We start from the raw sequence: 21,883 nt of genomic DNA, 5'->3' as shown, positions 1-21,883 counted from the left end.
GGTGCCGTCCCCTCCGCCGACGAGACCGCCGAGCTCGTCGGAGAGCCGACCACGGCCGGCGCGCCGACCGACGCGAGTGCACCGGAGCGAGACCGGTCCGCCGAGCCCGCGCGCGAGGCGGACGCGCCCGTCGTCCTGTCCGACGACATCGTGATCCCCCCGCGACCTCCGCTGCCTGCTCCGACTCCGGATGCCGCCGGCGACCCGGTTCCGGATGCCGCTGGCGACGGCGCGGACGGCGAGGTGGCGCAGCCTCTCGCGTCCTTCCCGGCCGACGGAGCGGGTGCGCCTGCTTCGGAGACCGTCGAACCCGGCTCCGCCGGAGCGGAGACGGCTGCCGTCGATGAGTCCGTGCCCGCCGACGGCGCTGAGCCGGTGTTGGCGGATGCGACGGCCGCCGAACCGGCGCCCCACGACGCCATGCCGTCCGACGCCACGTTCCGCGAGGCGCCGCCGTCCGACCCGGCGGCGTCCGACCCCACGCCCGCCGATGTCGCGGTCGAGGAGCCGGTCGTCGAAGAACCCGTCCGCGCGGGATCCGACGGCGACGAGCTCGTCGCAGGGGAACCGCTCGCTGCGGGACCCGCCGACGACGACGCCTCGAGCGAGCAGACGGCGACCGCAGAGGCAGCCACCGACGACGGTCCGGTCCGCGACGAGCCCGTCCGCGACCACGGCGAGGCAGAGCAGGGCGCCGCCCTGTCGTCGGATGAGTCCACTCTCGTGCTGGATGTCCCGGAGGTTCCCGCGGGAGAGGCGGCCGACGGCGAAGATCCGACGCCGCCCGAGGTGCGCGTCGAAGAGCTGACCGCCGCGGAGGAATCCTCCGACGACGAGCCGGTCGTGGACGAGTCCGCTTCGGACGCGTCTGCTTTGGACGAGACCGCTCAGAACGAGTCTGCTCTGGACGCGCCCGCTCTGGACGAGCCCGCTTTGGACGAGCCCGCGACCGGCGCTGAGCCTCCCGTCGTGCAGGACGAGGACTCCGCATCCGCCGCCGCGACCGCGTCCGATCGGTCCACCGCCGACCAGCCTTCGTCCGCCGCGGACGATGCCTCCGCCGTCCCGGTGCTGGCCCTGCGGAACGTCACGAAGTCGTTCGGTGAGCTCCGCGCCGTCGATGCGATAGACCTGACCGTGCCCGCCGGCTCGTTCTACGGGCTGGTGGGCCCCAATGGTGCGGGCAAGACCACCACTCTCTCGATCATCGCTGGCCTGCTCCGCGCGGACGGGGGCTCGGTCACGATCAACGGCGTCGACGCGAGCAGGCGTTCGCGCGAGGCGAAGAAGCTCATCGGGGTACTGCCCGACCGGCTCCGCACCTTCGATCGCCTCACGGGTCGTCAGCTGCTGTCGTACTACGGTGCCCTCCGCGGCCTGCCCGCTCCGCTCGTCGAGAGCCGTACGGCCGACTTGGCCCGGGCGTTCGACCTGGTGGACGCGCTGGCCCGGCCCGTATCCGACTACTCGGCGGGCATGACCAAGAAGGTGATGCTGGCGGGCGCGATGATCCACTCACCGCGGCTGCTGGTGCTCGACGAGCCCTTCGAGGCCGTCGACCCGGTCTCCAGCGGTGTGATCCTCGACATCCTCGGGTCGTACGTCGACCACGGAGGAACCGTGATCCTCTCCAGTCACGGCATGGAGCTCGTCGAGCGGGTCTGCTCGCGCGTGGCGGTCATCGTGTCGGGGCAGGTCCTGGCCGAGGGCACCGTCGACGAGGTGCGCGGCGAGGCGACGCTCGAGCAGCGCTTCCGCGAGTTGGCCGGTGGACTGGGCGACGTGGAGGGCCTGGAGTGGTTGCACACGTTCTCCGCCTGAGGCTGGCGATGATGTGGGGCGCCCTCCGGGGCGACCCGCGCGAGGTCGCGCGCCGTGCCGTCGGCGTCGTGGTGCTGATCGGCGCGACTATCTTCGCCGCGGTGAGTGCCGCGGGCCTGGCCGACTCCGACCGACTCACCACGGCCGTCGTCACCGTGCTCGCCGGTTCCGCCGTCACGCTCGGCTTCGCGGTGGGCCCACCGGTCACCGCCTCGATCGACCCCCTCGATCCGCGCCGCTTCGCCGTCGTCGGGCCCGAGCCGCGGCCGCTCGCGGGCGCTCTGCTGCTCGCCGGGTTCCTGAGCGTCCCGGTCGCGGTCGTCCTGGTCCTCGGGATCGGCCTCGCCGTCGCCTGGAGCGCTCACGATGCTCCCGTGCTGGCGAGCGCGGCATCCGTGATCCTCGGTCTCACGACGTGCGTGCTCCTCGCCCGGGTCAGTATGGCCCTCGGTGCGCTGGTGCAGCGGCCGCGGAGGTCGCGGGAGCTGATGGGCGTGTATCTCGTCGCCGTGCTCGTGGTCGTCGTGCCCGTGGGCGTGTTCCTCGGCTCGCTCGAGTGGCGCGGCGCGGTTCCGACGCAGTTGGCGTCCGCGGCCGAGATCCTCGCGTGGACGCCGATCGGTGCCGCCTGGGGCATCGCGGTGGCCCCCTCCGTGGGCGCGGCCGTCGGCAGCCTCGTCGTCGCCCTCGTGACCGTCGCCGTCCTGGGCCTGACCTGGTTCGCCCTGGTGACCGTGCTGCTCACGACCACCCGCCGTCCGGTGGCCGTCCGCGAGCGAGGCGGGCTCGGGTGGTTCGCGATCCTCCCCGGAACGCCCGGAGGAGCGGTTGCCGCGCGCAGCCTGTCGTACTGGCTGCGCGATCGCCGCTACATCGTGAACGTGGTCATCGTGCCGATCGCCGCGGTCGTCTCGACCGTGCCCCTGCTCGTCGCCGGCGTGCCCTTCGAGCTCGCGGTGCTGCTGCCCGTGCCGATCATGGCCCTGTTCTTCGGCTGGCTTCCGCACAACGACCTCGCCTACGACTCCACCGCCCTCTGGATGCACATCGCCAGCGGCATGCGCGGAGCCCCCGACCGCATCGGCCGGCTCGTCCCGGTGCTGCTCATCGGCATCCCGGTTCTCGCGGTGACCCTCCCGCTCGCCGTGGTCGCCCACGGTCGCTGGGCGATCCTTCCGGCCATGATCGGCGTGTGCGCCGCGCTGTTCCTCGCCGGGCTCGGCCTGTCGAGCGTGTCGTCGGTCGTCGCCCCCTACGCCGTGTCGCGTCCGGGCGACAGTCCGTTCCAGCAGCCGCAACGCACCGACTCGGGCGGTGTCGTCGCCCAGGGCCTGGTGATGGCGGGAGCCATCGCCGCGGCTCTGCCGTCGATCCTGCTGACGTGGGCGGCGATCGGGGGCGACACCATCGATGCGATGTTCGCCATGTGGGTGGGGATCGGAGTGGGCGCCGCCGTCCTGGTCGTGGGCGTCGCGATCGGAGCGCTGCTGTTCGAGCGCCGCGCGACGCGGCTCATGGAGTTCGCCGAGGCGACCTGAGCCGGAACCCGATCGAGCCGTGAGCCGGGGTCGCGGCTACACTGGCTCTCCATGAGCACGCCTCTCGACAGACCGGACAGCGGGGGTCTCGCGACCCTCGATCGCGAGCTCGAAGAGCTCATCCGCGAAGAGAACATCGAGCCCGGCGATCACGAGCGCTTCTCGCACTACGTCAAGAAGGACAAGATCCTCGAGTCGGCGATCACCGGCAAGCCGGTCCGCGCGCTGTGCGGCAAGAAGTGGACGCCCGGCCGCGACCCGGAGAAGTTCCCGGTGTGCCCGCAGTGCAAAGAGATCTACGAGTCGCTCGTCAACTGAGTCCCCCGGCCCCTCCGCGCAGCCGCGCGTGAGGGGCCGTTCTTCTCCGTCCGGACGCGCTCGACGCGCGAACCCCCGGACGCGAACCCCGGGCCGGCGCACACCCCGGCCGCGCCCGAACCCCGGCCACGCGAAAACCCCGGCCAGGCGCACACCCCGGCCGCGCCCGAACCCCGGCCGCACCGAACCCCCGGCCGCACGCGAACCGCACGCGCCCCGACCTCAGCGCGCCTCGCGGTACTCCGTGGGCAGGGCGGGGTCGGCCTTGCTCAGCGCGAGCGCCCGCACGGGCAGCTCCTCGCGCACGCGCGCGTGGTGGGATCGCGCGGCTTGCACGCCGGTGGCGCCGAGGGCGTCGGCATCCGCTTCGCCGTCGCGCATGAGGGTCGTCTGCAGGGCCCGCGAGTCGGGGTGCTCGGCCGCCGTCGACAGCTCCTCGAAGCCGTCGCTCACGACGATGAGTTCCGAGGTCGCGGTGCCCGCGTCGAGCGTGCGGAAGGCGGCCTTGCGCCCTCCGTGCGACGCCTTCTGCGCGGAGGCCTTCGCCACGCCCACCCACGAGCCGTCAGCGGCCTCGCGCGCCACGAGCTTGAAGACCAGTCCCGCAGTCGGGACGCCCGACCCGGTCGCGACCGACGTACCCACGCCGTAGGAGTCCACCGGGGATGCCGCCAGCGCGGCGAGGGCGTACTCGTCGAGGTCGCTCGTCACGGTGATGCGGGTGTCGGTGGCGCCGAGCTCGTCCAGCTGCGCCCGCACCTCGCCCGCCACGATGGGCAGATCGCCGGAGTCGATGCGTACGCCGCCGAGTCCGCTGCCGGCGACGCGCACGGCGGTGCGCACGCCCTCGGCGATGTCGTAGGTGTCGACGAGAAGGGTCGTCCCGCTGCCGAGCGCCTCCACCTGCGAGCGGAACGCGTCCTCCTCGCTGTCGTGCAGCAGCGTCCACGCGTGCGCGGCAGTGCCCATCGTGGGCACGCCCCAGCGGCGACCGGCCTCGAGGTTGCTCGTCGCCGAAAAGCCGGCGATGTAGGCGGCGCGGGCGGCGGCGACCGCCGCCTCCTCGCTCGCGCGGCGCGAGCCCATCTCTGCGAGCGGGCGGTCTCCGGCGGCCACGCTCATGCGCGCCGCGGCGGTCGCGACCGCCGAGTCGTAGTTCAGGATGCTGAGTGCCAACGTCTCCAGGAGCACCGCCTCGGCGAAGGTGCCCTCGATGGTGAGCAGCGGGGAGCCCGGGAAGTAGATCTCGCCTTCGCGATAGCCGGTCACCGACCCCGTGAAGCGGTAATCCGCGAGGAAGTCGAGGGTGGGGGCATCCACGACTCTCTCGTCCCGGAGGTAGCGCAGTTCGTCGTCGCCGAAGCGGAAGTCCTGGATGGCGTGGAGCAGGCGGCCCGTGCCGGCGACCACGCCGAACCGGCGACCGCCCGAGAGACGCCGCCCGAACACCTCGAAGACGCATCGGCGCTGGGCCGTGCCGTCGCGGAGGGCCGCGTCGAGCATCGTGAGTTCGTAGCGGTCGGTGTGCAGGGCGGTGCTGCGGCTCATCGCGCCAGCCTATTGCGGCACTCGGGTGAAGCCCGCGCGTTCCGTCGGTGGTTGACAGGGGCATCCCGGCACACCTCCTGCACCTCGTGCGGGATCGGGCTCGGGGCGGGTGGGAGGCGCCGTCATCGCAGGAGGTGTGCGCGCCTCACCGCCCATGCCGCGCCGCGATCCGCCCGCCCCCTCCCTGCATCTGCGTAGCCCGAGGTCCGGAGCTCGGCGCACCCGAGCTCGACCTCGCCCGCCCGGTAGGCTTGATCCCCATGGATGACGCGCCGATCGGGATCTTCGACTCGGGAGTCGGCGGTCTCACCGTCGCCCGGGCCGTGTCAGCGCAGTTGCCGCGCGAGTCCATCCTCTACATCGGCGACACCGCCCGCTCGCCCTACGGGCCGAAGCCCATCGCCGACGTGCGCAAGTACTCGCTCGAGGTGCTCGACACCCTCGTCGAGCAGGGCGTGAAGATGCTCGTCATCGCCTGCAACACGGCATCCGCCGCCATGCTGCGCGATGCGCGCGAGCGCTACGACGTTCCCGTGGTCGAGGTGATCGGCCCCGCCGTGCGCACGGCGATGTCGACCACCCGCAACGGCCGTATCGGCGTCATCGGCACGACCGGAACGATCGGCTCCCGGGCGTACCAGGACATGCTCGAGGTGAACGAGCGCCTCACCGTGTTCGCGGAGGCGTGCCCACGGTTCGTCGAGTTCGTCGAGGCCGGCGTCACCGACTCTTCGGAGGTGCTCGCCACCGCCGAGCAGTACCTCGCCCCGCTGCGACACGCAGACGTCGACACGCTCGTGCTCGGCTGCACCCACTACCCCTTCCTCGAGGGGGCGATCAGTTACGTCATGGGCCCCGACGTCAGCCTCGTCTCGAGTGACAGCGAGACCGCGAAAGACGTTTTCCGCCAGCTCGTGTCCCGCGACCTTCTGGCGAGCCCGGATGCCGTGCCGAGCCATCGCTACGAAGCCACGGGCTCGTCGGCCGACGATTTCCTGCGCCTGGCGCACCGCCTCATGGGCCGGGAGGTGCGCGAGGTACAGCTCGTGCAGACCGGCGCCATCGACCTGCCGCGCTGAGGCGCGGCATCCATTCCCGTCCTGAGGAGGACCCCATGACCCGCACAGACGGCCGCGAGAACGACCAGCTGCGCCCCGTGACCATCGAGCGCGGCTGGTCGGCGCATGCCGAAGGTTCTGCGCTCATCACGTTCGGCGGCACCAAGGTGCTCTGCACCGCGTCGTTCACGAACGGCGTGCCGCGCTGGCTGACCGGCAAGGGCAAGGGCTGGGTCACGGCCGAGTACGCGATGCTGCCGCGCGCGACGAACAGCCGCAACGACCGCGAGAGCATCAAGGGCAAGGTCGGCGGTCGAACGCATGAGATCTCGCGCCTGATCGGTCGTGCCCTCCGGGCCGTCGTCGACACGAAGGCGCTCGGCGAGAACACCATCGTCATCGACTGCGACGTGCTGCAGGCCGACGGGGGCACCCGCACCGCCGCCATCACCGGCGCCTACGTCGCCTTGGCGGATGCCATCGCCTGGGGCCGTGAGAAGAAGTTCATCGCGCAGCGGTCCGAGGTGCTGCGCGACTCGGTCGCCGCGGTGTCGGTGGGCATCATCGACGGCGAGCCGATGCTCGACCTCGCCTATGTCGAGGATGTGCGCGCCGAGACCGACATGAACGTCGTCGTCACCGGCCGCGGCCTGTTCGTCGAGGTGCAGGGCACCGCCGAGGGCGCGCCGTTCGACAAGGCGGAGCTCGACCGGCTGCTCGAGCTGGGCGTGAACGGCTGCGCCGACCTGCGCGGCATCCAGACCGCGGCTCTCGAGGCCTGAGATGGCCCGCGTCGTCCTCGCCACGCACAACCCGCACAAGGTCGAGGAGTTCCAGGCGATCGTCGCGGCCGTCCGCCCCGACCTCGAGGTCGTCGGCTACGACGGGCCCGAGCCGGTCGAGGACGGCGTCACCTTCGCCGCCAACGCGCTGATCAAGGCGCGGGCGGCGGCGGCGCACACGGGACTTCCGGCCCTGGCGGATGACTCCGGCGTCGCCGTCGACGTGCTCGGGGGGTCGCCCGGTGTGTTCTCGGCCTATTGGGCCGGGCACAAGAAAGACGCCACGGCGAACCTCGAGCTGCTGCTCGACCAGTTGTCCGACGTCGCCGACCCGCACCGCGCGGCGCAGTTCGTCTCGGTGATCGCGCTCGTGCGCCCCGACGGCACGGAAGACGTCGTCGAGGGACGCTGGCCCGGTCGCCTGGCGACCGCGCCCGCAGGCCCGGGCGGCTTCGGCTACGACCCGATCTTCGTCCCCGACGGCCAGCCCGACGGCGCCGAGCGCACCGTGGGGCAGTGGAGCGCCGAGGAGAAGAACGCCGCGTCGCACCGGGCGCGGGCGTTCGTCGAGCTGGCGCCGTTGCTCGCGAATCTGTGAGCCCGCGCGACGGGCGCTGACACCGGTTCTCATTCCCGACTTCCGCGGAAACACGCGGGTGGACGCCTCGCCGCCCTAGCCTGGACACATGCACGATCACGCCCCCTCCGGCGGCATCCGGGATGCCGGCAACCGGCGTCTGCTCGCCACCGCCCTCGCCCTGACGGCGACGGTGATGCTCGTGCAGATCGTCGGGGCGGTCCTGTCGGGCTCGCTCGCGCTGCTCGCCGACGCGGCGCACATGTTCACCGACGCGGCGGCCCTCGTGGTCGCGCTCGTGGCCACGACGATCGCGGCGCGGCCCGCCGACGACCGCCGCACGTTCGGGTACCAGCGCGCCGAGGTGCTCGGGGCGCTGGTGAACGGCGTCATCCTGATCGTCCTGTGCGCGTGGGTGGGCGTCGAAGCCGTGCAGCGCCTGCTCGCGCCCGCCGAGGCGGAAGTGCGGGGCGGCCTCATGCTCGTCGTCGCGGTGGTCGGCATGATCGCGAACGCGGTGTCGATGTGGCTGCTGAGCCGCGCGCAGAAGCGCAGCATCAACGTCCGCGGCGCCTATCTCGAAGTGCTGGGCGACCTCGTGGGCTCGATCGCGGTGATCATCGCCGCGATCGTGATCGTCACGACCGGCTTCACCCAGGCGGATGCCATCGCCTCGCTGCTGATCGCTGTGCTCATCGTGCCGCGGGCCATCGGCCTGTTGCGCGAGGTCGTGGTGGTGCTGACCGAGTCGGCGCCGGTGGGGTTGCAGGTCGCCGAGATCCGCGAACACCTCCGCGGCGCCGACGGCGTGGTCGACGTGCACGACGTGCACGTGTGGCAGCTCACCCGCGGGGCGCCCGTGTTCAGCGCGCACGTGATCGTGGAGGATGCCGCACTCACCGACGGTCGCGCCGCGGCGATCCTCGCGTCGCTGCAGACGTGCCTGGCCGACCACTTCGACGTCGAGCACTCGACGTTCCAGCTCGAGCCCGCCGGCCACGTGGAACACGATTCGCGCCACGCATAGCAGCCGGTCCCGGTGGCTTCGACGAGCTCAGCCACCTTCCGGCGGAGATCCCTGAGCCCGTCGAGGGGACCGGGCGCCCTCACGCCTCCCGCACCACCTCATCGCGGCTCTTGTCCGGCCGCAAGCCGCGCCACCGCGCCTGGCGCAGGATGCCACCGGGCGTGAACTCCGCGAACTCGACCTCTCCGACGAGCTCCGGCCGTACCCACAGGGCATCCCGCGCGTCCGCCGCCGGCACCCCGACGAACGGGTCGACGTCGGCGCGCAGCGGTTCGAGCAGCTCGGTCAACCGCGCGAGGGTCTGCTCGCCGAACCCCGAGCCGACGCGACCCGCGTACCGCAGACCGTCCGCCGAGGGGACGCCCACGAGCAGCGAGCCGATCGTGCCCGACCGGTTCCCTCTGCCCGGGCGGATCCCCCCGATCACCACTTCCTGCGTCCGGGAGTGCTTGACCTTGAGCCACTGCTCCGACCGCGCACCCCGGCGATAGGTGGAGCCGGGGTCCTTGACGACGACCCCCTCGAGGCCGAACCGGCCGCTGGTGGACACCGCGGCATCCACGTCGTCGAAGACCGGCGGCACCACGATCGGCGCCCCGGCCTCCGCGGTGAGGTCCTCGAGCACTTCGCGACGACGGGAGAGGGGGAGGGATGCCACGTCCCGCCCACCCGCCGACAAGACGTCGAACAGGTACAGGTGCACGGGCGTGCGCGTCGCCTCCCGCTCGATCTCGCGGGGCTGCGCGAGGTTCATCCGCTTCTGCAGGAGGGGGAAGCTCGGCCGCCCCTTCTCGTCGAGGGCGACGATCTCGCCGTCGAACACCGCGGGGTCGCGGCCCAGCCCCAGATCCACGGCGGTGAGTTCGGGGTAGGCGGCGGTGAGGTCGTTGCCGTTGCGCGAGCGGAGCCTCAGGCGGTGCCCGTCCCAGATCCCCAGACCCCGGATGCCGTCCCACTTCATCTCCACCCACGGGGTGCCGCCCCAGCGGGCCGCGGCGGTGCGCGCGATCCCCGGCGTGGCGGAGGTGGCGAGCATCGGCCGGAGCTCCGCGACGGAGGGGGCGGTGCTCGCCGCGCGTCCGTCGGGGGCGTCGGCGGTCGCGGGGGGAGGGGCGGGAGGCCCGTGATCCTGCGCCACCACGGGCGCTCCGTCGCCCTGCGGGTGACCGTCGGCATCCGTCTTCATCCGGTGCAGCAGCCACTGCGACTTCTCGCCGTGGCCCTCGGTGCGGATGAGTGCGAGGCGGACGCGTCCGAGCGGTCCGTCCTCTCTCCCGGTGAGGGTGGCGATTACCTCGTCGTCGCGCCACTTCTCGAGGGCGTAGGTGCCGGTGTCCCACACCGTCATGGTCCCGGCGCCGTATTCGCCACGGGGGATCTCTCCGGCGAAGTCCAGGTACTGCAGCGGGTGGTCCTCGGTCATGACGGCGAGGCTGTTCTTCGCCGTGGTGGGCGGCACGCCCTTCGGCACCGCCCAGCTGACCAGCACCCCGTCGCGTTCGAGACGGAGGTCCCAGTGCAGCCGCGAGGCGTGATGCTCTTGGATGACGAAACGGGGGAGCCCGTCACCGCCCGGGGCGCCGTGCGGGAGGTCGGGCACGGGCTCGGGCGTGCGGCCGGCGGATCGCTTCGCGATGTAGGCGCGAAGGGGTCCGTGCACCTGGTCCACGGCGGCGAGCGGGTCGTCGGGCCGCTCGAGCACCTCGGTGAAGAGCAGGTGCCGCAGCCCGGGGTCGTCGAGCTCGGCCCAGGTGCGCGGGGCCGCGACGAAGGGCTGCGGGCGTCCGCGCAGCGAATAGGGCGCGATCGTGGTCTTCGAGCCGTTGTTCTGGCTCCAGTCGATGAAGACTTTCCCGGGGCGCGCCGCCTTCGTCATCTGGCTGACCACGAGATCGGGGTGGTCCGCCTCGATCGCCCGCGCGAGTTCCTTGGCCACGGCACTCGCGGCATCGCTCGACTGCCGCCCGTCGAGGCGCGCGTAGAGGTGGATGCCCTTGCTGCCGCTGGTGACCGGCAGGGGATCGAGCCCCATGTCCTGCAGGATGGCGCGCGCCCACCGCGCGACCTCGGCGCATTCCGCGAGACCCACGCCCGGTCCGGGATCGAGGTCGAGCACCAGACGGTCGGGGTTCTGCCGCTCACCCTCGCTCGAGAACCGCCACTGCGGCACGTGCAGTTCGAGGCTCGCCACCTGCGCGAGGTAGACGAGGGTGGGCAGGTCGTCGACGAGAGGGTAATCCTTGGCGCCCGACGAGTGATCGATCGGGAAACGCCGCACCCACGCCGGCGCACCGGGCTCGAGCGCTTTCGCGAAGAACGGTTCGCCGGGCTCCGACGCCGTGCCGACGCCGTCGGGCCAGCGCTTGCGGGTGAGGGGACGGTCGACGACGTGGGGGAGCAGCAGCGGCGCGATACGCGAGTAGTAGTCGATCACCTCGCCCTTGGTGGTCCCGGTCTCGGGGTACAGCACTTTGTCGAGGTTGGACAGGCGCAGGCGGCGTCCGCCGATGCGCACCGTCTGTTCCGTCATCGCCCCAGCGTAGGGCGGGGGAGGCTCCGCATGCCCAGGGGGTTGCGGTGGGCGCCCGCTCCCGGTGGCCTCGACGGGCTCAGCCCCTGTGTCGGAGATCCTGAGCCCGTCGAAGGGACGCGGGCTCGCGCTCAGCCGTGCGTGTCGGATTTCCCTGAGCCCGTCGAAGGGTGCGGGACCGGGCCCAGTCCCGGATCGGAGGTGCCCGAGCTCGTCGAAGGGACTGGCCGCGGACGCCGGCGCAAGGGTCTCGGCATCCACGGTCCTTTCGGTGTTCACTGTTCCCATGCGATCGATCTGGAAGGGCGCCCTGACGTTCGGCCTCGTCAACGTCCCGGTGAAGGTGTACTCCGCGACGGAGGACCACGACGTCTCGCTGCACCAGGTGCACAACAAGGACGGCGGGCGCATCCGCTACCAGCGCATCTGCGAGATCGACGGTGAGGTCGTGCCCTATCAGGACATCGACCGCGCGTACGACGACGGAGAGCAGACGGTCGTGCTCACGAAGGACGACCTCGCGTCGCTGCCGAGCGAGCGCAGCCGCGAGATCGAGGTCGTGGAGTTCGTCCCCAGCGACCAGGTCGACCTGCTCACCCTCGACAAGGCCTACTACCTCGAGCCCGACTCGTCGTCACCGAAGGCGTACGTGCTGCTGCGCAAGACGCTCGAGCAGACCGACCGCACGGCCATCGTCCGCTTCTCGCTGCGGCAGAAGACCCGCCTGGCGGCCTTGCGCGTGCGCGGTGACGTCCTCGTGCTTCAGACGCTCCTGTGGGCCGACGAGGTGCGCGAGGCTGCATTTCCGGCGCTGGACGAGAGCGTGCGCATCTCGGCGAAGGAGTTGGAGATGTCGGCATCGCTCGTCGACAGCTTCTCGAAGGACTTCGATCCGGAGGAGTTCACCGACGAATACCAGGAGGAGCTGCGCACCCTGATCGACGCGAAGCTCGAGCAGGGCGACGCTCTCGACACGGATGCCACCTTCGGCAAGGCCGAGGACGACGACGGCGGCGAGGTGATCGACCTCATGGAGGCCCTCCGCGCGAGCGTCGAGCGCACGCGCGCGGCTCGCGGCGAGAAGGACGCGCCCGCGAAGAAGGCCCCGGCGAAGAAGAAGACGTCGAAGGCGTCGTGACCTGGGCCACGGGATCCGGCCACGCGAAGCGGGGACCGGTCCCTTCGACGGGCTTAAGGACGGGGCTTGGGGCCGCCGAACCAGGGCCAGGGGCCTGCGGCACGGGGAGCGAGGCCCGCGGCACGGAGGTGGCTGAGCCCGTTGAAGCCACCGGGATGCGGCGCCCGCGAATCAGCGGGTCGGCTGGTCTCCGTCTTCGAGCGTCTTCGGGTCGAGTGTGAGCGATTCGGCCTCCGCGGGGGTGACCTCGCCCTCGCGCTTGGCGGTGGCGCGCTCGCGGAAGTAGTGCACGACCACGAAGCCCACGGTTCCGACGACCACCGCGAGGAGGATGACGTCGATGTACTCGGCGACGAATTCGCCAACGCCGGGAATGAGGCTCAGGACGTATCCGAACACGGTCAGGCCGAAACCCCACAGCACGGCGCCGATGAAGTTGTAGACGGTGTACTTCCACTTGTTCATGTGGCCGACGCCGGCGGCGATCGGGGCGAAGGTGCGCACGATCGGCACGAAACGCGCCAGGATGACGGTCAGTCCGCCGAAGCGCACGAAGAACGCGTTGGTGCGCTCGACGTTCTTGCGGCTGAAGAGCCCGGAGTCCTTGCGCTCGAAGATCGCCGGACCGGCCTTGTGCCCGATGACGTATCCCACCTCACCGCCGAGGAACGCGGCCAGACCGATCAGGAGGCCGGTCACCCACACGTTCACACCGAACACGCCGGCCGGCGGATGCGTCACCGGATTCGACAGGATGCCGGCCATCACCAGCAGAGTGTCGCCGGGAAGGAGGAAGCCGATGAGCAAGCCCGTCTCGGCGAAGATGATGAGGCAGACGATGGCCAGAGCCCAGGGGCCGGCCGCGTCGATGATCGTCGCGGGGTCGAGCCACGGGAGCAATGAGGCGGTGGTGTGGATCACATCGGTCCCGTTCGGGTCGGAGAGGTTGTGCTGGCGAAACGAAGAACGTGCGGAAGGGGGGACTTGAACCCCCACGCCCGAAGGCACAGGAACCTAAATCCTGCGTGTCTGCCGATTTCACCACTCCCGCGAGTGGGATCAGTCTAAGCGCGCGCACAGGCGGGCTCGATGTGAACGAGCCGTCAAACCCCCGCGATCTCACCCGCGATCGTCACGGCGCAGAGCGCCCGTCGACACGACCACGGGAATGCTCGGGCGTCGACGCCGTTCAACCCCGTATGAAGGCGATCACGTATACCCAGCCCGGTGACTCCTCCGTCCTCTCGCTCGTCGAGCGACCCCTGCCCGAACCGGGCCCCGGCGAGGTGAGGGTGCGCATCACGGTGTCGGGTGTGAACCCCACCGACTGGAAGGCCCGCGAGAGCGCCGGTCGCCCCCTCCCGTTCGACGAGATCACCCCGAATCAGGACGGCGCGGGGGTCGTGGATGCCGTCGGCTCGGGCGTCGACGGCCTCGAGGCGGGACAGCGCGTGTGGGTGTACCTCGCCGCGCATCAGCGCCCCACCGGGACAGCCGCCGAGTACGCCGTGCTCCCGGCCGAGCGCATCGTCCCCCTCGCCGACGGTGCCTCGTTCGAACTCGGCGCGAGCCTGGGTGTGCCGGCCATGACCGCCCACCGTGCGCTCACGGTGCACGAGGACGGCCCGTCGCGCCTCGCCCCCGGCGCACTCGCCGGCCGCACCGTGCTCGTGCAGGGCGGCGCCGGCGCGGTCGGTCACGCGGCGATCCAGCTCGCGGTGTGGGCCGGCGCGACGGTCATCGCCACCGTCAGCAGCGACGAGAAGGAAGCGCTCGCCCGCGCGGCAGGCGCCCACCACGTGCTGCAGTACCCGAGCGCGTCGCTGGCGGACGGCATCCGCGAGATCGCCCCCGACGGGGTCGAGCACATCGTCGAGGTGGCCATCGCCGACAACGCCGCCCTCGACGCCGAGGTCGTCGCCAACCACGGCACGATCGGCTACTACGCCGACAACGGCGGCGACACCTTCTCCGCCCCCGTTCGCCCCAGCTTCGCGAAGAACGTGCGCTGGCAGGGAGTGCTGCTCTATACGGTGGGCGAGCGCGCACTCGCCGCGGCGGCGGAGGACGTGGCGGCGGCCGTTGCCGACGGCGCGCTCCCGGTGGGTGAGGCCGCGGGGCTCCCGCTGACGTGGTTCGACCTCGCCGACACCGCGGCCGCGCACGACGCGGTCGCGCAGGGCGCGACGGGCAAGGTGCTCATTCGCGTGGCCGAGGGCGAGTGAGCCCTCCCTCGCGCTGACCGTTGGACGACGAACCGCCGGGACCCGATCGGGCCCCGGCGGTTCGCGTCGCGCGGGTTACTGCTGGGTGCGACGGCGGGCGATCGCCGTGCCGGCCGCGATCACCAGGCCGAGCGCCAGCATTCCGACGCCGATCGCCGGCATCGGCGAGCCGTCGACGCTGCTGCCCGTGTTCGCGAGGTCTCCGCCGCTCGGGCCGCCGGCGGGACCACCGGTGACGCTGGGCGCGGGGCTCGGCGCCGTGGTCGGCTCGGCGGTGGGCTCGGCCGTCGGCTGCGCGGTGGGCTCGGCCGTGGGCTCGGCGGTCGGCTCCGCGGTGGGCTCGCTCGTCGGCTCGGGCGAGGGTTCGACCGCGGCGTCCCACGCGAGGGCGAACGCGGCGTGACCGATGGCGGGCGCGAAGATGTCGATCGCGCCGCGGTTGACGTTCGCGAGGGTGTCATCGACCGTGTGGTAGTTGCGGTCCATGAAGACGCCGGCCGTCCCGCCGAACAGGCGCGCCTGCTCCTCGGTCTTGATGTCGTCGGCGCCCGAGAACAGACCGCCCGCGGGGATGCCGTTGACGATGAACGCCTGGTAGTCGCTGCGGCCCGAGTACTCGGTGTCGATCCACGGCTGGTCGATCTGATCGAAGTAGTCGGTGTAGATCTGCTCGATCTCGGCCGAGCCCTCGGGGATCTCGACGGGAGCTTCGTACGACGACTCGTTCGCGTCGTAGACGCCGACGGTGAAGTTCTCGGACCCGATCATGTCGTAGTTCAGGTAGGCCGAGATGCGGTCGAGCTCGGCGGGGTCGTTCGCGACGAGATCGTCGACGTATGCCGTCGATCCGACCAGGCCGACCTCCTCCGCGCTCCAGAGAGCGAGGCGGACGCGCTTGTCGTTGGGTGTCTCGGATGCCGCGATCTTCTCGGCCAGGGCGAGGATCGCGGCGGAGCCGGAGGCGTTGTCGTTGACGCCGGGCCCCTCGGCCACGCCATCGAGAGGCGCGCCGATCACGACGGTGTCGTCGGGGTCGCCCGCGATGCTGTCGGCGATGACGTTGAAGGACTCGGTCACGAGGAACTGCTTCTCGATGACGGCGGTGCCCTCGACGGGAGCGTCGGCGGGGGCGGCCGCGATCAGCGCGGCGACGGCGTCACCGCTGGCCTGCGGCAGTGTGGCGGCGGGGGAGTCGTCCTCGTTGCGGGGGCCCGAGGCGACGTTGGTGAGCTGGTCGTCCGGAGACACGCCCTCCTCGGCGGGACGCTCGTTGTTGTAGACGAACACCGCTCCCGCCTCGGCGGCCGTGGCGTTGTCGATCTTCGCCTCGAAGGTGCAGATCCCGCGCTGGATGAGCACGATCGCGCCCGCGGGGACGCCGGCGAAGTCGCCGGGCTCGCACCCGAGGTGAGCGCCATCGGCGTCGGAGGGCAGCGCGAGCGCGGCGGTGTAGTCGCCATCGATGCCCTCGCTGAGGTCGAAGTGCGACCCGGTGTAGGTCGTGCCGGCCACGGTGAGCGACGCCTCGCCGAACTCCGAGGTCGGGACCTCGAACGTCTGGCGCGACACGGTGAACGCGCCGGTCGCCTCGAGCACCTGCTCCGCGTAGCGCGCGGCGGCCTCGTAGCCCGGGCCGTTCCAGACGCGATACCCCTCGGTGCTGAACGACTCGCTGATGTCGGACAGCTCGGTCAGATGCGTCATCACGTCCGCCCCGGTCAGCCCGAGGTCGTCGGGCGCGGCGGCGGGGGCCGCGAAGGCTGCCGGACCGACGAGCAGCCCGCCGCCGACGAGGGCGGTGGTCGCGAGCCAGGTCGACGCCCGTCGGGCGCGTGAGGGAGGGGATTGCAGGGTGTTCCGGTGCACGGCGAAAGAGCCTCTCCGCGGGCGACGATGCCCGCCTCATCCAGGGGGGAATGACGTATCACCCAGAGGGGGCGGACACGAGTCGATTCTCATAGGCAGTTCGTGGAAAGCGCAATGATGGCTGCAATCTTCACAGCTCCGAAACATACGAGTCACACCCGCGGAAGAGGCCCTCAGCCCGCGTCGGCGCCCGCGACCCGGCGCGCGCGCGACGCGATGATGCCCGCCGCCGCCAGCATCGCGCCCGCGGCCGCAGCGAGCGCCGCGGGGCTCCCGAGGCGATGGGTGAACGCGCCCACCACGGCGCCCGCGACGAGCGACACCCACAGCAGCAGCGGCCGTCGCCACGCCGTCCGCGAGCGACCCGCGAGCAGGGAGGCGAGCGCAAGGCCCAGGCTCACGAGCGTGCCCGTGGAGTACGTAATGGCGATACGTGCCCGGTCGTCGGCGAGGAACAGCGTGTTGAGGGCGCCCATCGCCGCCGCGAGGACGCCCGCCCGCCAGAGCGTCGCGGGTCCCGCCAGGGCGAGGACGGCGACGATCGCCACCGCGAGGCCCGACCCCGCGATGACGAAGGCCTGCGCGCGTCGGGAGCGCGGGCGCACGAGCCCCCCGACCGTCACGCCCACGACGAAGGCCCCGATGATCCCGGCGGGCACGGCCGCGAGGGCGAGGGATGCCGGAACATCGACCGCGGCCTGCGTGGAGTTGCCGCTCATGAACGACACGAACAGTCCTCCGGTGTCGAGGTAGCCGACCGCGTCGACGAACCCCGCAACCCCCGCCAGGACCGCCGACAACGCCAGGGCCCCGCGTCCGACGTTCTGCACCGTGCCTCCTCGCCTCGGTCGAGGGGTCGAGGCGCTTCATCGTCGTCCCGGAACCGGGCCCCCGGCAACTCCGTCCACCCGTCGCATCCGCCGCCGCCGGCGCGGAGGCACCCGGCGTCAGTGCGCTCGCGGGACGTACCGCGGCACCCACCGGATGAAGCCCGCCGCCCCCAGCACCGCGACGACGCCCATGGCGCCGACGCCGACCGACAGCGACGCCAGCGCGGTGAGCGCCGACACGATCAGCGGAGCGACGGCCCCGCCGGCATCCGTCAGCGTGCGCCACGACCCGAGGAATGCCGCGGGCTCGTTCGGCGGCGCGATGTCGGCCCCGAGGGTGAGCAGGATGCCGCTGGACAGGCCGTTGCCGACACCGAGCACCGCGGCGAACATGGCGTACCACATCGCCGCCGACGGCAGATCGTGGGTGAACGACAGCGCGAAGAACCCCGCGCCCATCAGGATCATCGCGGGCAGAGCGGCCCAGAGCCGCCCGAAGCGGTCCATCACCTGTCCGCTGGCGTAGAACAGGGCGAAGTCGATCGCGCCGGACACCCCCACCACGACGGCGATCGTGCCGGCATCCAGCCCGAGTGACACACCCCACAGCGGCAGGACCACCTGTCGGGCCGACCGCACCGCCGACAGTGACGACGCGGCCAACCCGAGCCGCGCGAGCACGCCTCGGAACCGCCACATCGTGCGGAACACCCCGACGCGCTCCACGGTCGGGATCGATCCCGTCACGGGTTCGCCGGTGTCCTCCGCCTCGCGCGAATCGCCGTCGACAGAGCGTGCGTTCGCGCCCACCGGCACCGCCTTCTCGGGGTCGGGACCGAAGAACACGAGCAGGATCGTGGCGACCTGGCACACGGCGAAGAAAACGATGGATGCCGTCTCGTCGCCGAAGACGCCCAGGAGCGCAGCCGAGATGAACGGGCCCACGAACATCCCCAGGCGGAACGTCCCGCCCAGCAACGACAGCGCCCGCGCCCGGAAGCCGAGCGGCACGCGCGTGGTCATGAAGGAGTGGCGCGCGAGCGCGAAGGCCGCGGCGCAGAAGCCGATGAGGAACACGGCCCCGGCGAAGAACGCCAGCGACTGCGCGAACACGATCCCGGTCAGCCCCGCGAGCACGATGATCCCGGCGACGCCCATCGTGAGGCGCTCGCCGAAGCGGGCGACGGCCCAGCCGGCGGGGATGTTGCCGCACAGCTGCCCCACGACGAGGGCGGCGGCCACGAGCGCGGCGACGGCGACGTCGGCCCCGAGACGGTTGGCGATCACCGGGATGAGGGGGATCACAGCCCCCTCGCCGAGCGCGAAAAGCAGGGTGGGGCCGTAGATCATCGGTGCGAAGCGCACCAGCACGTTCCGGGGAGAGTCGGCTGTCACCGTCTCCACGATAGGCTTGATCCCAAATGCTCGAACTCGATTTGACCGCCGACATCCAGGCGCTGCGCTCGACCTTCGCCGATATCCAGGCCGTGGTCGACGTCGACGCACTCACCGCCGACATCGAACGCCTCAGCGAAGAAGCGGGCGCCCCCGACCTGTGGGACGACGTCGACAACGCCCAGAAGGTCACCAGCCGACTCAGCCACCGCCAGGCCGAGCTCAAGCGCATCACCGAGATCGAGCAGCGGCTCGACGACCTCGAGGTGCTCGTCGAGCTGGCCAACGAGATGGACGACGAGGACTCCGCCGAAGAGGCCCGCAAGGAACTCGCCTCGCTGCGCGACGTCATCGGCCAGCTCGAGGTGCAGACCCTCCTCGACGGCGAGTACGACGCGCGCTCCGCGGTCGTCACGATCCGCTCGGGCGCCGGCGGCGACGACGCGACCGACTTCGCCGAGATGCTGCTGCGCATGTACCTGCGCTGGGCCGAGCGTCACAAGTACCCCGTCAAGGTCATGGACACGTCCTACGCCGAAGGCGCCGGCATCAAGTCGGCCACCTTCGAGATCGACGTGCCCTACGCCTACGGAACGCTGTCGGTCGAGGCCGGCACGCACCGGCTCGCGCGCATCAGCCCGTTCGGCGGCGCCGACAAGCGTCAGACCAGCTTCGCCGCGGTCGAGGTCATCCCCGTCATGGAGGAGGCCGTCGAGGTCGAGGTCCCCGAGGGCGACATCCGGGTCGACGTGTTCCGCTCGTCGGGCCCCGGCGGACAGTCCGTCAACACGACCGACTCGGCCGTGCGTATCACTCACATCCCCACGGGCCTGGTGGTGTCGATGCAGAACGAGAAGTCGCAGATCCAGAACCGCGCGGCCGCCATGCGCGTGCTGCAGACGCGTCTGCTCCTGCTCAAGCGCGAAGAAGAGGCGGCCAAGAAGAAGGAGCTCGCCGGCACGATCACGGCGAGCTGGGGCGACCAGATGCGCTCCTACTTCCTCTATGGTCAGCAGCTCGTCAAAGACCTGCGCACCGGCTACGAGGTCGGCAACCCCGCTGTCGTCTTCGACGGCGACCTCGACGGTCTGATCGCCGCCGGCATCCGCTGGCGCAAGCGCAAGGACGACGACTGATCGTCCCCGTTCGAGGAGAGTCCTGTGGATCCCGCTGACCCGGCATCCATAGGACTCTCTCGGTTTGGCGACACGGCGCGTCCTGACGGGCTGTTTCGCGCCCGCGCTTAGGCTCGTCGAGCCATGATCCGGTTCGAGAACGTCACCAAGAGGTATCGCGGCACCGCGAAGCCCGCCCTGAACGCCGTCGACTTCGAGGTGCAGCGCGGGGAGTTCGTCTTCCTCGTCGGAGCCTCGGGTTCGGGCAAATCGTCGTGCCTGCAGCTGATCCTGCGGGCGGAGACCCCCAGTGAGGGGCGCGTGGTCGTGCTCGGCCGCGACCTGCGCACGCTGTCGAACCGCAAGGTCCCGTACTTCCGCCGGCACATCGGTTCGGTGTTCCAGGATTTCCGCCTGCTGCCCAACAAGACGGTGCATCAGAACGTCGCGTTCACGCTGCAGGTCACGGGAGCTTCGCGCGGTTTCATCCAGCAGGCCGTGCCCGAGGTGCTGGCGCTCGTCGGTCTCGACGGCAAGGAGAAGCGCCTGCCCCACGAATTGTCGGGTGGTGAGCAGCAGCGCGTCGCGATCGCGCGGGCCCTCGTCAACCGTCCGCAGGTGCTCCTCGCCGACGAGCCGACCGGAAACCTCGACCCCGGCACCTCGATCGACATCATGCGCCTGCTCGCGCGCATCAACGCCGGCGGCACCACGGTCGTCATGGCCACGCACGAGGCCGGTTTCGTCGACCAGATGCAGCGCCGCGTGATCGAGCTGCGCGGCGGAGAGATGGTGCGCGACGAGCGTCACGGCGGCTACGGTGACACCGCCAGCCTGCCGCGCCTGGCGCCGGAGGTCGAGAAGGGCGCCGCCGCGGTGGCCGCCCTCACCGCCGTGCTCGAGGTGCAGCGCGAGGTCACGGGCGTGACCGGCCCTGTCGAACCGCTGCCGCCGGTGAACGCCAGCCTCCACGCCCCCGCCCCCGCGCCCGCAGCGGCCCCGGATGCCGAGGCCCCCGCCCGCGCGGTGACCACGCCCGCCGCGGAGCCCGCGCGCGAGCCCGGCACGAACACGCGCTCCATCCCGGTCACGACCCCCGACGTCGAGGCCCTGGGCCTCGCCGACCGCCTCGGTCTCGGGAAGAAGACCGATCGCAACGACGAAGTGGGACCCACGTCATGAGGTTCGGGCTCATCCTCTCGGAGGCCTTCACGGGCCTCCGTCGCAACGCCTCGATGGTGATCTCGGTCATCCTCGTGACCTTCGTGTCGCTGACCTTCGTCGGCGCGGCCATGCTCATGCAGATGCAGATCGGCAAGATGCAGTCGTACTGGGCCGATCGCGCCCAGGTGGCGGTGTCGATGTGCGCGACCGTGTCCGATGTCGACACGTGCACCACGGGCCAGGCCGCCACGCAGGAGCAGATCGACGCGGTGACCGCGAAGCTCGACGGCGACGCCCTCGCCCCGCTGATCCGCGATTACACCTACTCCACGAGCGAGCAGGTGTTCGAAAACGCCAAGGGCCTCCTGCCCGACGACATCATCGGCGTCGTCAGCGCCGATCAGTTCAACGCGACCTTCAGCATCAACCTCGTCGACCAGAACCAGTCCGACGTCATCATCGAGGCCTTCAGCGGCCAGGCGGGCGTCGAAGAGGTCACGAACCAGATGCAGTACCTCGAGCCGTTGTTCCAGGCGCTGACCGTCGCCACCTACGTCGCGGTCGGGATCGCCGGTCTCATGCTGATCGCCGCCGTGCTGCTGATCGCGACGACGATCCGTCTCTCGGCTTTCGCGCGTCGTCGGGAACTCGGCATCATGCGTCTCGTCGGTGCCTCGAACCGCTTCATCCAGACGCCGTTCGTCGTGGAGGGCGTCCTGGCCGCTCTGGTCGGTTCCGCTCTCGCGAGCGTGGCGGTGTGGGCGATCGTCGGCGTGGGGGTCAACCAGTACCTGCGCGACCGCATCGGGTTCATCACGTCGTGGGTGGGCGTCGGCGACGTCGCCTTCGTCATCCCGGTCATCGTGGTGATCGGCGTGATCCTCGCCGCCCTCAGCGCGAGCTTCGCGATCCGTCGCTGGCTGCGCGCCTGAGCGCCGGGGCGCCGCGGCG

Annotated in this window: 18 protein-coding genes and 1 tRNA gene; 12 read left to right on the top strand and 7 right to left on the bottom strand. The window is 71.3% G+C overall.

Annotated elements, in window-relative coordinates; all coding sequences use genetic code 11:
- Positions 1-150 precede the first annotated feature (150 nt).
- The 3 genes from B0B15_RS16025 to B0B15_RS11420 are packed head-to-tail and all read left to right on the top strand — an operon-like array spanning position 151 to position 3,677.
- Entirely contained in the window at positions 151-1,821 is a 1,671-nt protein-coding gene (locus tag B0B15_RS16025; RefSeq protein WP_256334283.1) for an ATP-binding cassette domain-containing protein, read from the top strand.
- A gap of 8 nt (positions 1,822-1,829) precedes the next feature.
- Positions 1,830-3,359: a hypothetical protein gene (locus B0B15_RS11425; protein ID WP_256714473.1), complete on the top strand. Its 1,530-nt coding sequence runs from the start codon at positions 1,830-1,832 to the stop codon at positions 3,357-3,359.
- A 51-nt stretch (positions 3,360-3,410) separates the two neighbouring features.
- Complete coding sequence (locus B0B15_RS11420; RefSeq protein WP_076676153.1) at positions 3,411-3,677, top strand: DUF3039 domain-containing protein; 267 nt, start codon at positions 3,411-3,413, stop codon at positions 3,675-3,677.
- Between the two features lie 222 nt (positions 3,678-3,899).
- Here B0B15_RS11420 and B0B15_RS11415 read toward each other — a convergent pair whose 3' ends face one another.
- Positions 3,900-5,225, bottom strand: a complete 1,326-nt coding sequence (locus tag B0B15_RS11415) for a nicotinate phosphoribosyltransferase (RefSeq protein WP_076676151.1) — start codon at positions 5,223-5,225, stop codon at positions 3,900-3,902.
- A gap of 260 nt (positions 5,226-5,485) precedes the next feature.
- Here B0B15_RS11415 and murI point away from each other — a divergent pair, with 260 nt between their 5' ends.
- The 4 genes from murI (at position 5,486) to B0B15_RS11395 (ending at position 8,669) form a co-directional block, all read left to right on the top strand.
- Positions 5,486-6,304 carry a glutamate racemase gene (gene murI, locus B0B15_RS11410; protein WP_076676149.1) on the top strand — a complete coding sequence of 273 codons (819 nt, stop codon included), beginning with the start codon at positions 5,486-5,488 and terminating at the stop codon, positions 6,302-6,304.
- A 35-nt stretch (positions 6,305-6,339) separates the two neighbouring features.
- Positions 6,340-7,065 carry a ribonuclease PH gene (gene rph / locus B0B15_RS11405; protein WP_076676147.1) on the top strand — a complete coding sequence of 242 codons (726 nt, stop codon included), beginning with the start codon at positions 6,340-6,342 and terminating at the stop codon, positions 7,063-7,065.
- A 1-nt stretch (position 7,066) separates the two neighbouring features.
- Positions 7,067-7,663: an RdgB/HAM1 family non-canonical purine NTP pyrophosphatase gene (rdgB, locus tag B0B15_RS11400; RefSeq protein WP_076676145.1), complete on the top strand. Its 597-nt coding sequence runs from the start codon at positions 7,067-7,069 to the stop codon at positions 7,661-7,663.
- A gap of 88 nt (positions 7,664-7,751) precedes the next feature.
- The gene (locus B0B15_RS11395) at positions 7,752-8,669 is read left to right on the top strand and encodes a cation diffusion facilitator family transporter (RefSeq protein WP_076676143.1); all 918 of its coding nucleotides are present in this window, start codon (positions 7,752-7,754) and stop codon (positions 8,667-8,669) included.
- A 79-nt stretch (positions 8,670-8,748) separates the two neighbouring features.
- Here the strand turns inward: B0B15_RS11395 and B0B15_RS11390 are convergent, their stop codons facing one another.
- Entirely contained in the window at positions 8,749-11,199 is a 2,451-nt protein-coding gene (locus B0B15_RS11390; protein WP_076676141.1) for an ATP-dependent DNA ligase, read from the bottom strand.
- Positions 11,200-11,485: 286 nt separating this feature from the next.
- On the opposite strand from B0B15_RS11390, the gene B0B15_RS11385 reads away from it, so the two are divergent.
- On the top strand, positions 11,486-12,337 hold the full coding sequence (locus B0B15_RS11385; protein WP_076676139.1) for a non-homologous end joining protein Ku: 852 nt from the start codon (positions 11,486-11,488) through the stop codon (positions 12,335-12,337).
- A gap of 171 nt (positions 12,338-12,508) precedes the next feature.
- Here the strand turns inward: B0B15_RS11385 and B0B15_RS11380 are convergent, their stop codons facing one another.
- Positions 12,509-13,258, bottom strand: coding sequence for a DedA family protein (locus B0B15_RS11380; protein WP_371113256.1), 750 nt, complete (start codon positions 13,256-13,258; stop codon positions 12,509-12,511).
- Positions 13,259-13,306: 48 nt separating this feature from the next.
- Positions 13,307-13,388, bottom strand: a tRNA-Leu gene (locus tag B0B15_RS11375).
- Between the two features lie 148 nt (positions 13,389-13,536).
- Between B0B15_RS11375 and B0B15_RS11370 the strand changes: the two genes are divergently transcribed.
- Complete coding sequence (locus tag B0B15_RS11370; protein ID WP_076676137.1) at positions 13,537-14,562, top strand: NADPH:quinone reductase; 1,026 nt, start codon at positions 13,537-13,539, stop codon at positions 14,560-14,562.
- Between the two features lie 75 nt (positions 14,563-14,637).
- On the opposite strand, the gene B0B15_RS11365 is transcribed toward B0B15_RS11370, so the two are convergent.
- From B0B15_RS11365 to B0B15_RS11355, 3 genes are all read right to left on the bottom strand, one after another.
- A complete protein-coding gene (locus B0B15_RS11365; protein ID WP_076676135.1) occupies positions 14,638-16,428 on the bottom strand; it encodes a M20/M25/M40 family metallo-hydrolase in 1,791 nt (596 codons plus the stop codon).
- Between the two features lie 173 nt (positions 16,429-16,601).
- Positions 16,602-17,258: a YoaK family protein gene (locus tag B0B15_RS11360; protein ID WP_076676133.1), complete on the bottom strand. Its 657-nt coding sequence runs from the start codon at positions 17,256-17,258 to the stop codon at positions 16,602-16,604.
- A 117-nt stretch (positions 17,259-17,375) separates the two neighbouring features.
- Positions 17,376-18,608 carry an MFS transporter gene (locus B0B15_RS11355; RefSeq protein ID WP_076676483.1) on the bottom strand — a complete coding sequence of 411 codons (1,233 nt, stop codon included), beginning with the start codon at positions 18,606-18,608 and terminating at the stop codon, positions 17,376-17,378.
- Positions 18,609-18,679: 71 nt separating this feature from the next.
- On the opposite strand from B0B15_RS11355, the gene prfB reads away from it, so the two are divergent.
- The 3 genes from prfB (at position 18,680) to ftsX (ending at position 21,864) form a co-directional block, all read left to right on the top strand.
- Positions 18,680-19,789 carry a peptide chain release factor 2 gene (gene prfB, locus B0B15_RS11350; RefSeq protein ID WP_076676132.1) on the top strand — a complete coding sequence of 370 codons (1,110 nt, stop codon included), beginning with the start codon at positions 18,680-18,682 and terminating at the stop codon, positions 19,787-19,789.
- A gap of 123 nt (positions 19,790-19,912) precedes the next feature.
- Entirely contained in the window at positions 19,913-20,950 is a 1,038-nt protein-coding gene (ftsE, locus tag B0B15_RS11345; protein WP_076676130.1) for a cell division ATP-binding protein FtsE, read from the top strand.
- Positions 20,947-21,864, top strand: coding sequence for a permease-like cell division protein FtsX (gene ftsX / locus B0B15_RS11340; protein WP_076676128.1), 918 nt, complete (start codon positions 20,947-20,949; stop codon positions 21,862-21,864). The genes ftsE and ftsX overlap by 4 nt, the downstream gene beginning before the upstream one ends.
- Positions 21,865-21,883: the final 19 nt, after the last annotated feature.

The sequence above is a fragment of the Microbacterium sp. RU1D genome (assembly GCF_900156435.1).
GTDB lineage: Bacteria > Actinomycetota > Actinomycetes > Actinomycetales > Microbacteriaceae > Microbacterium.
This window is presented reverse-complemented; position numbering and strand designations above follow the sequence as displayed.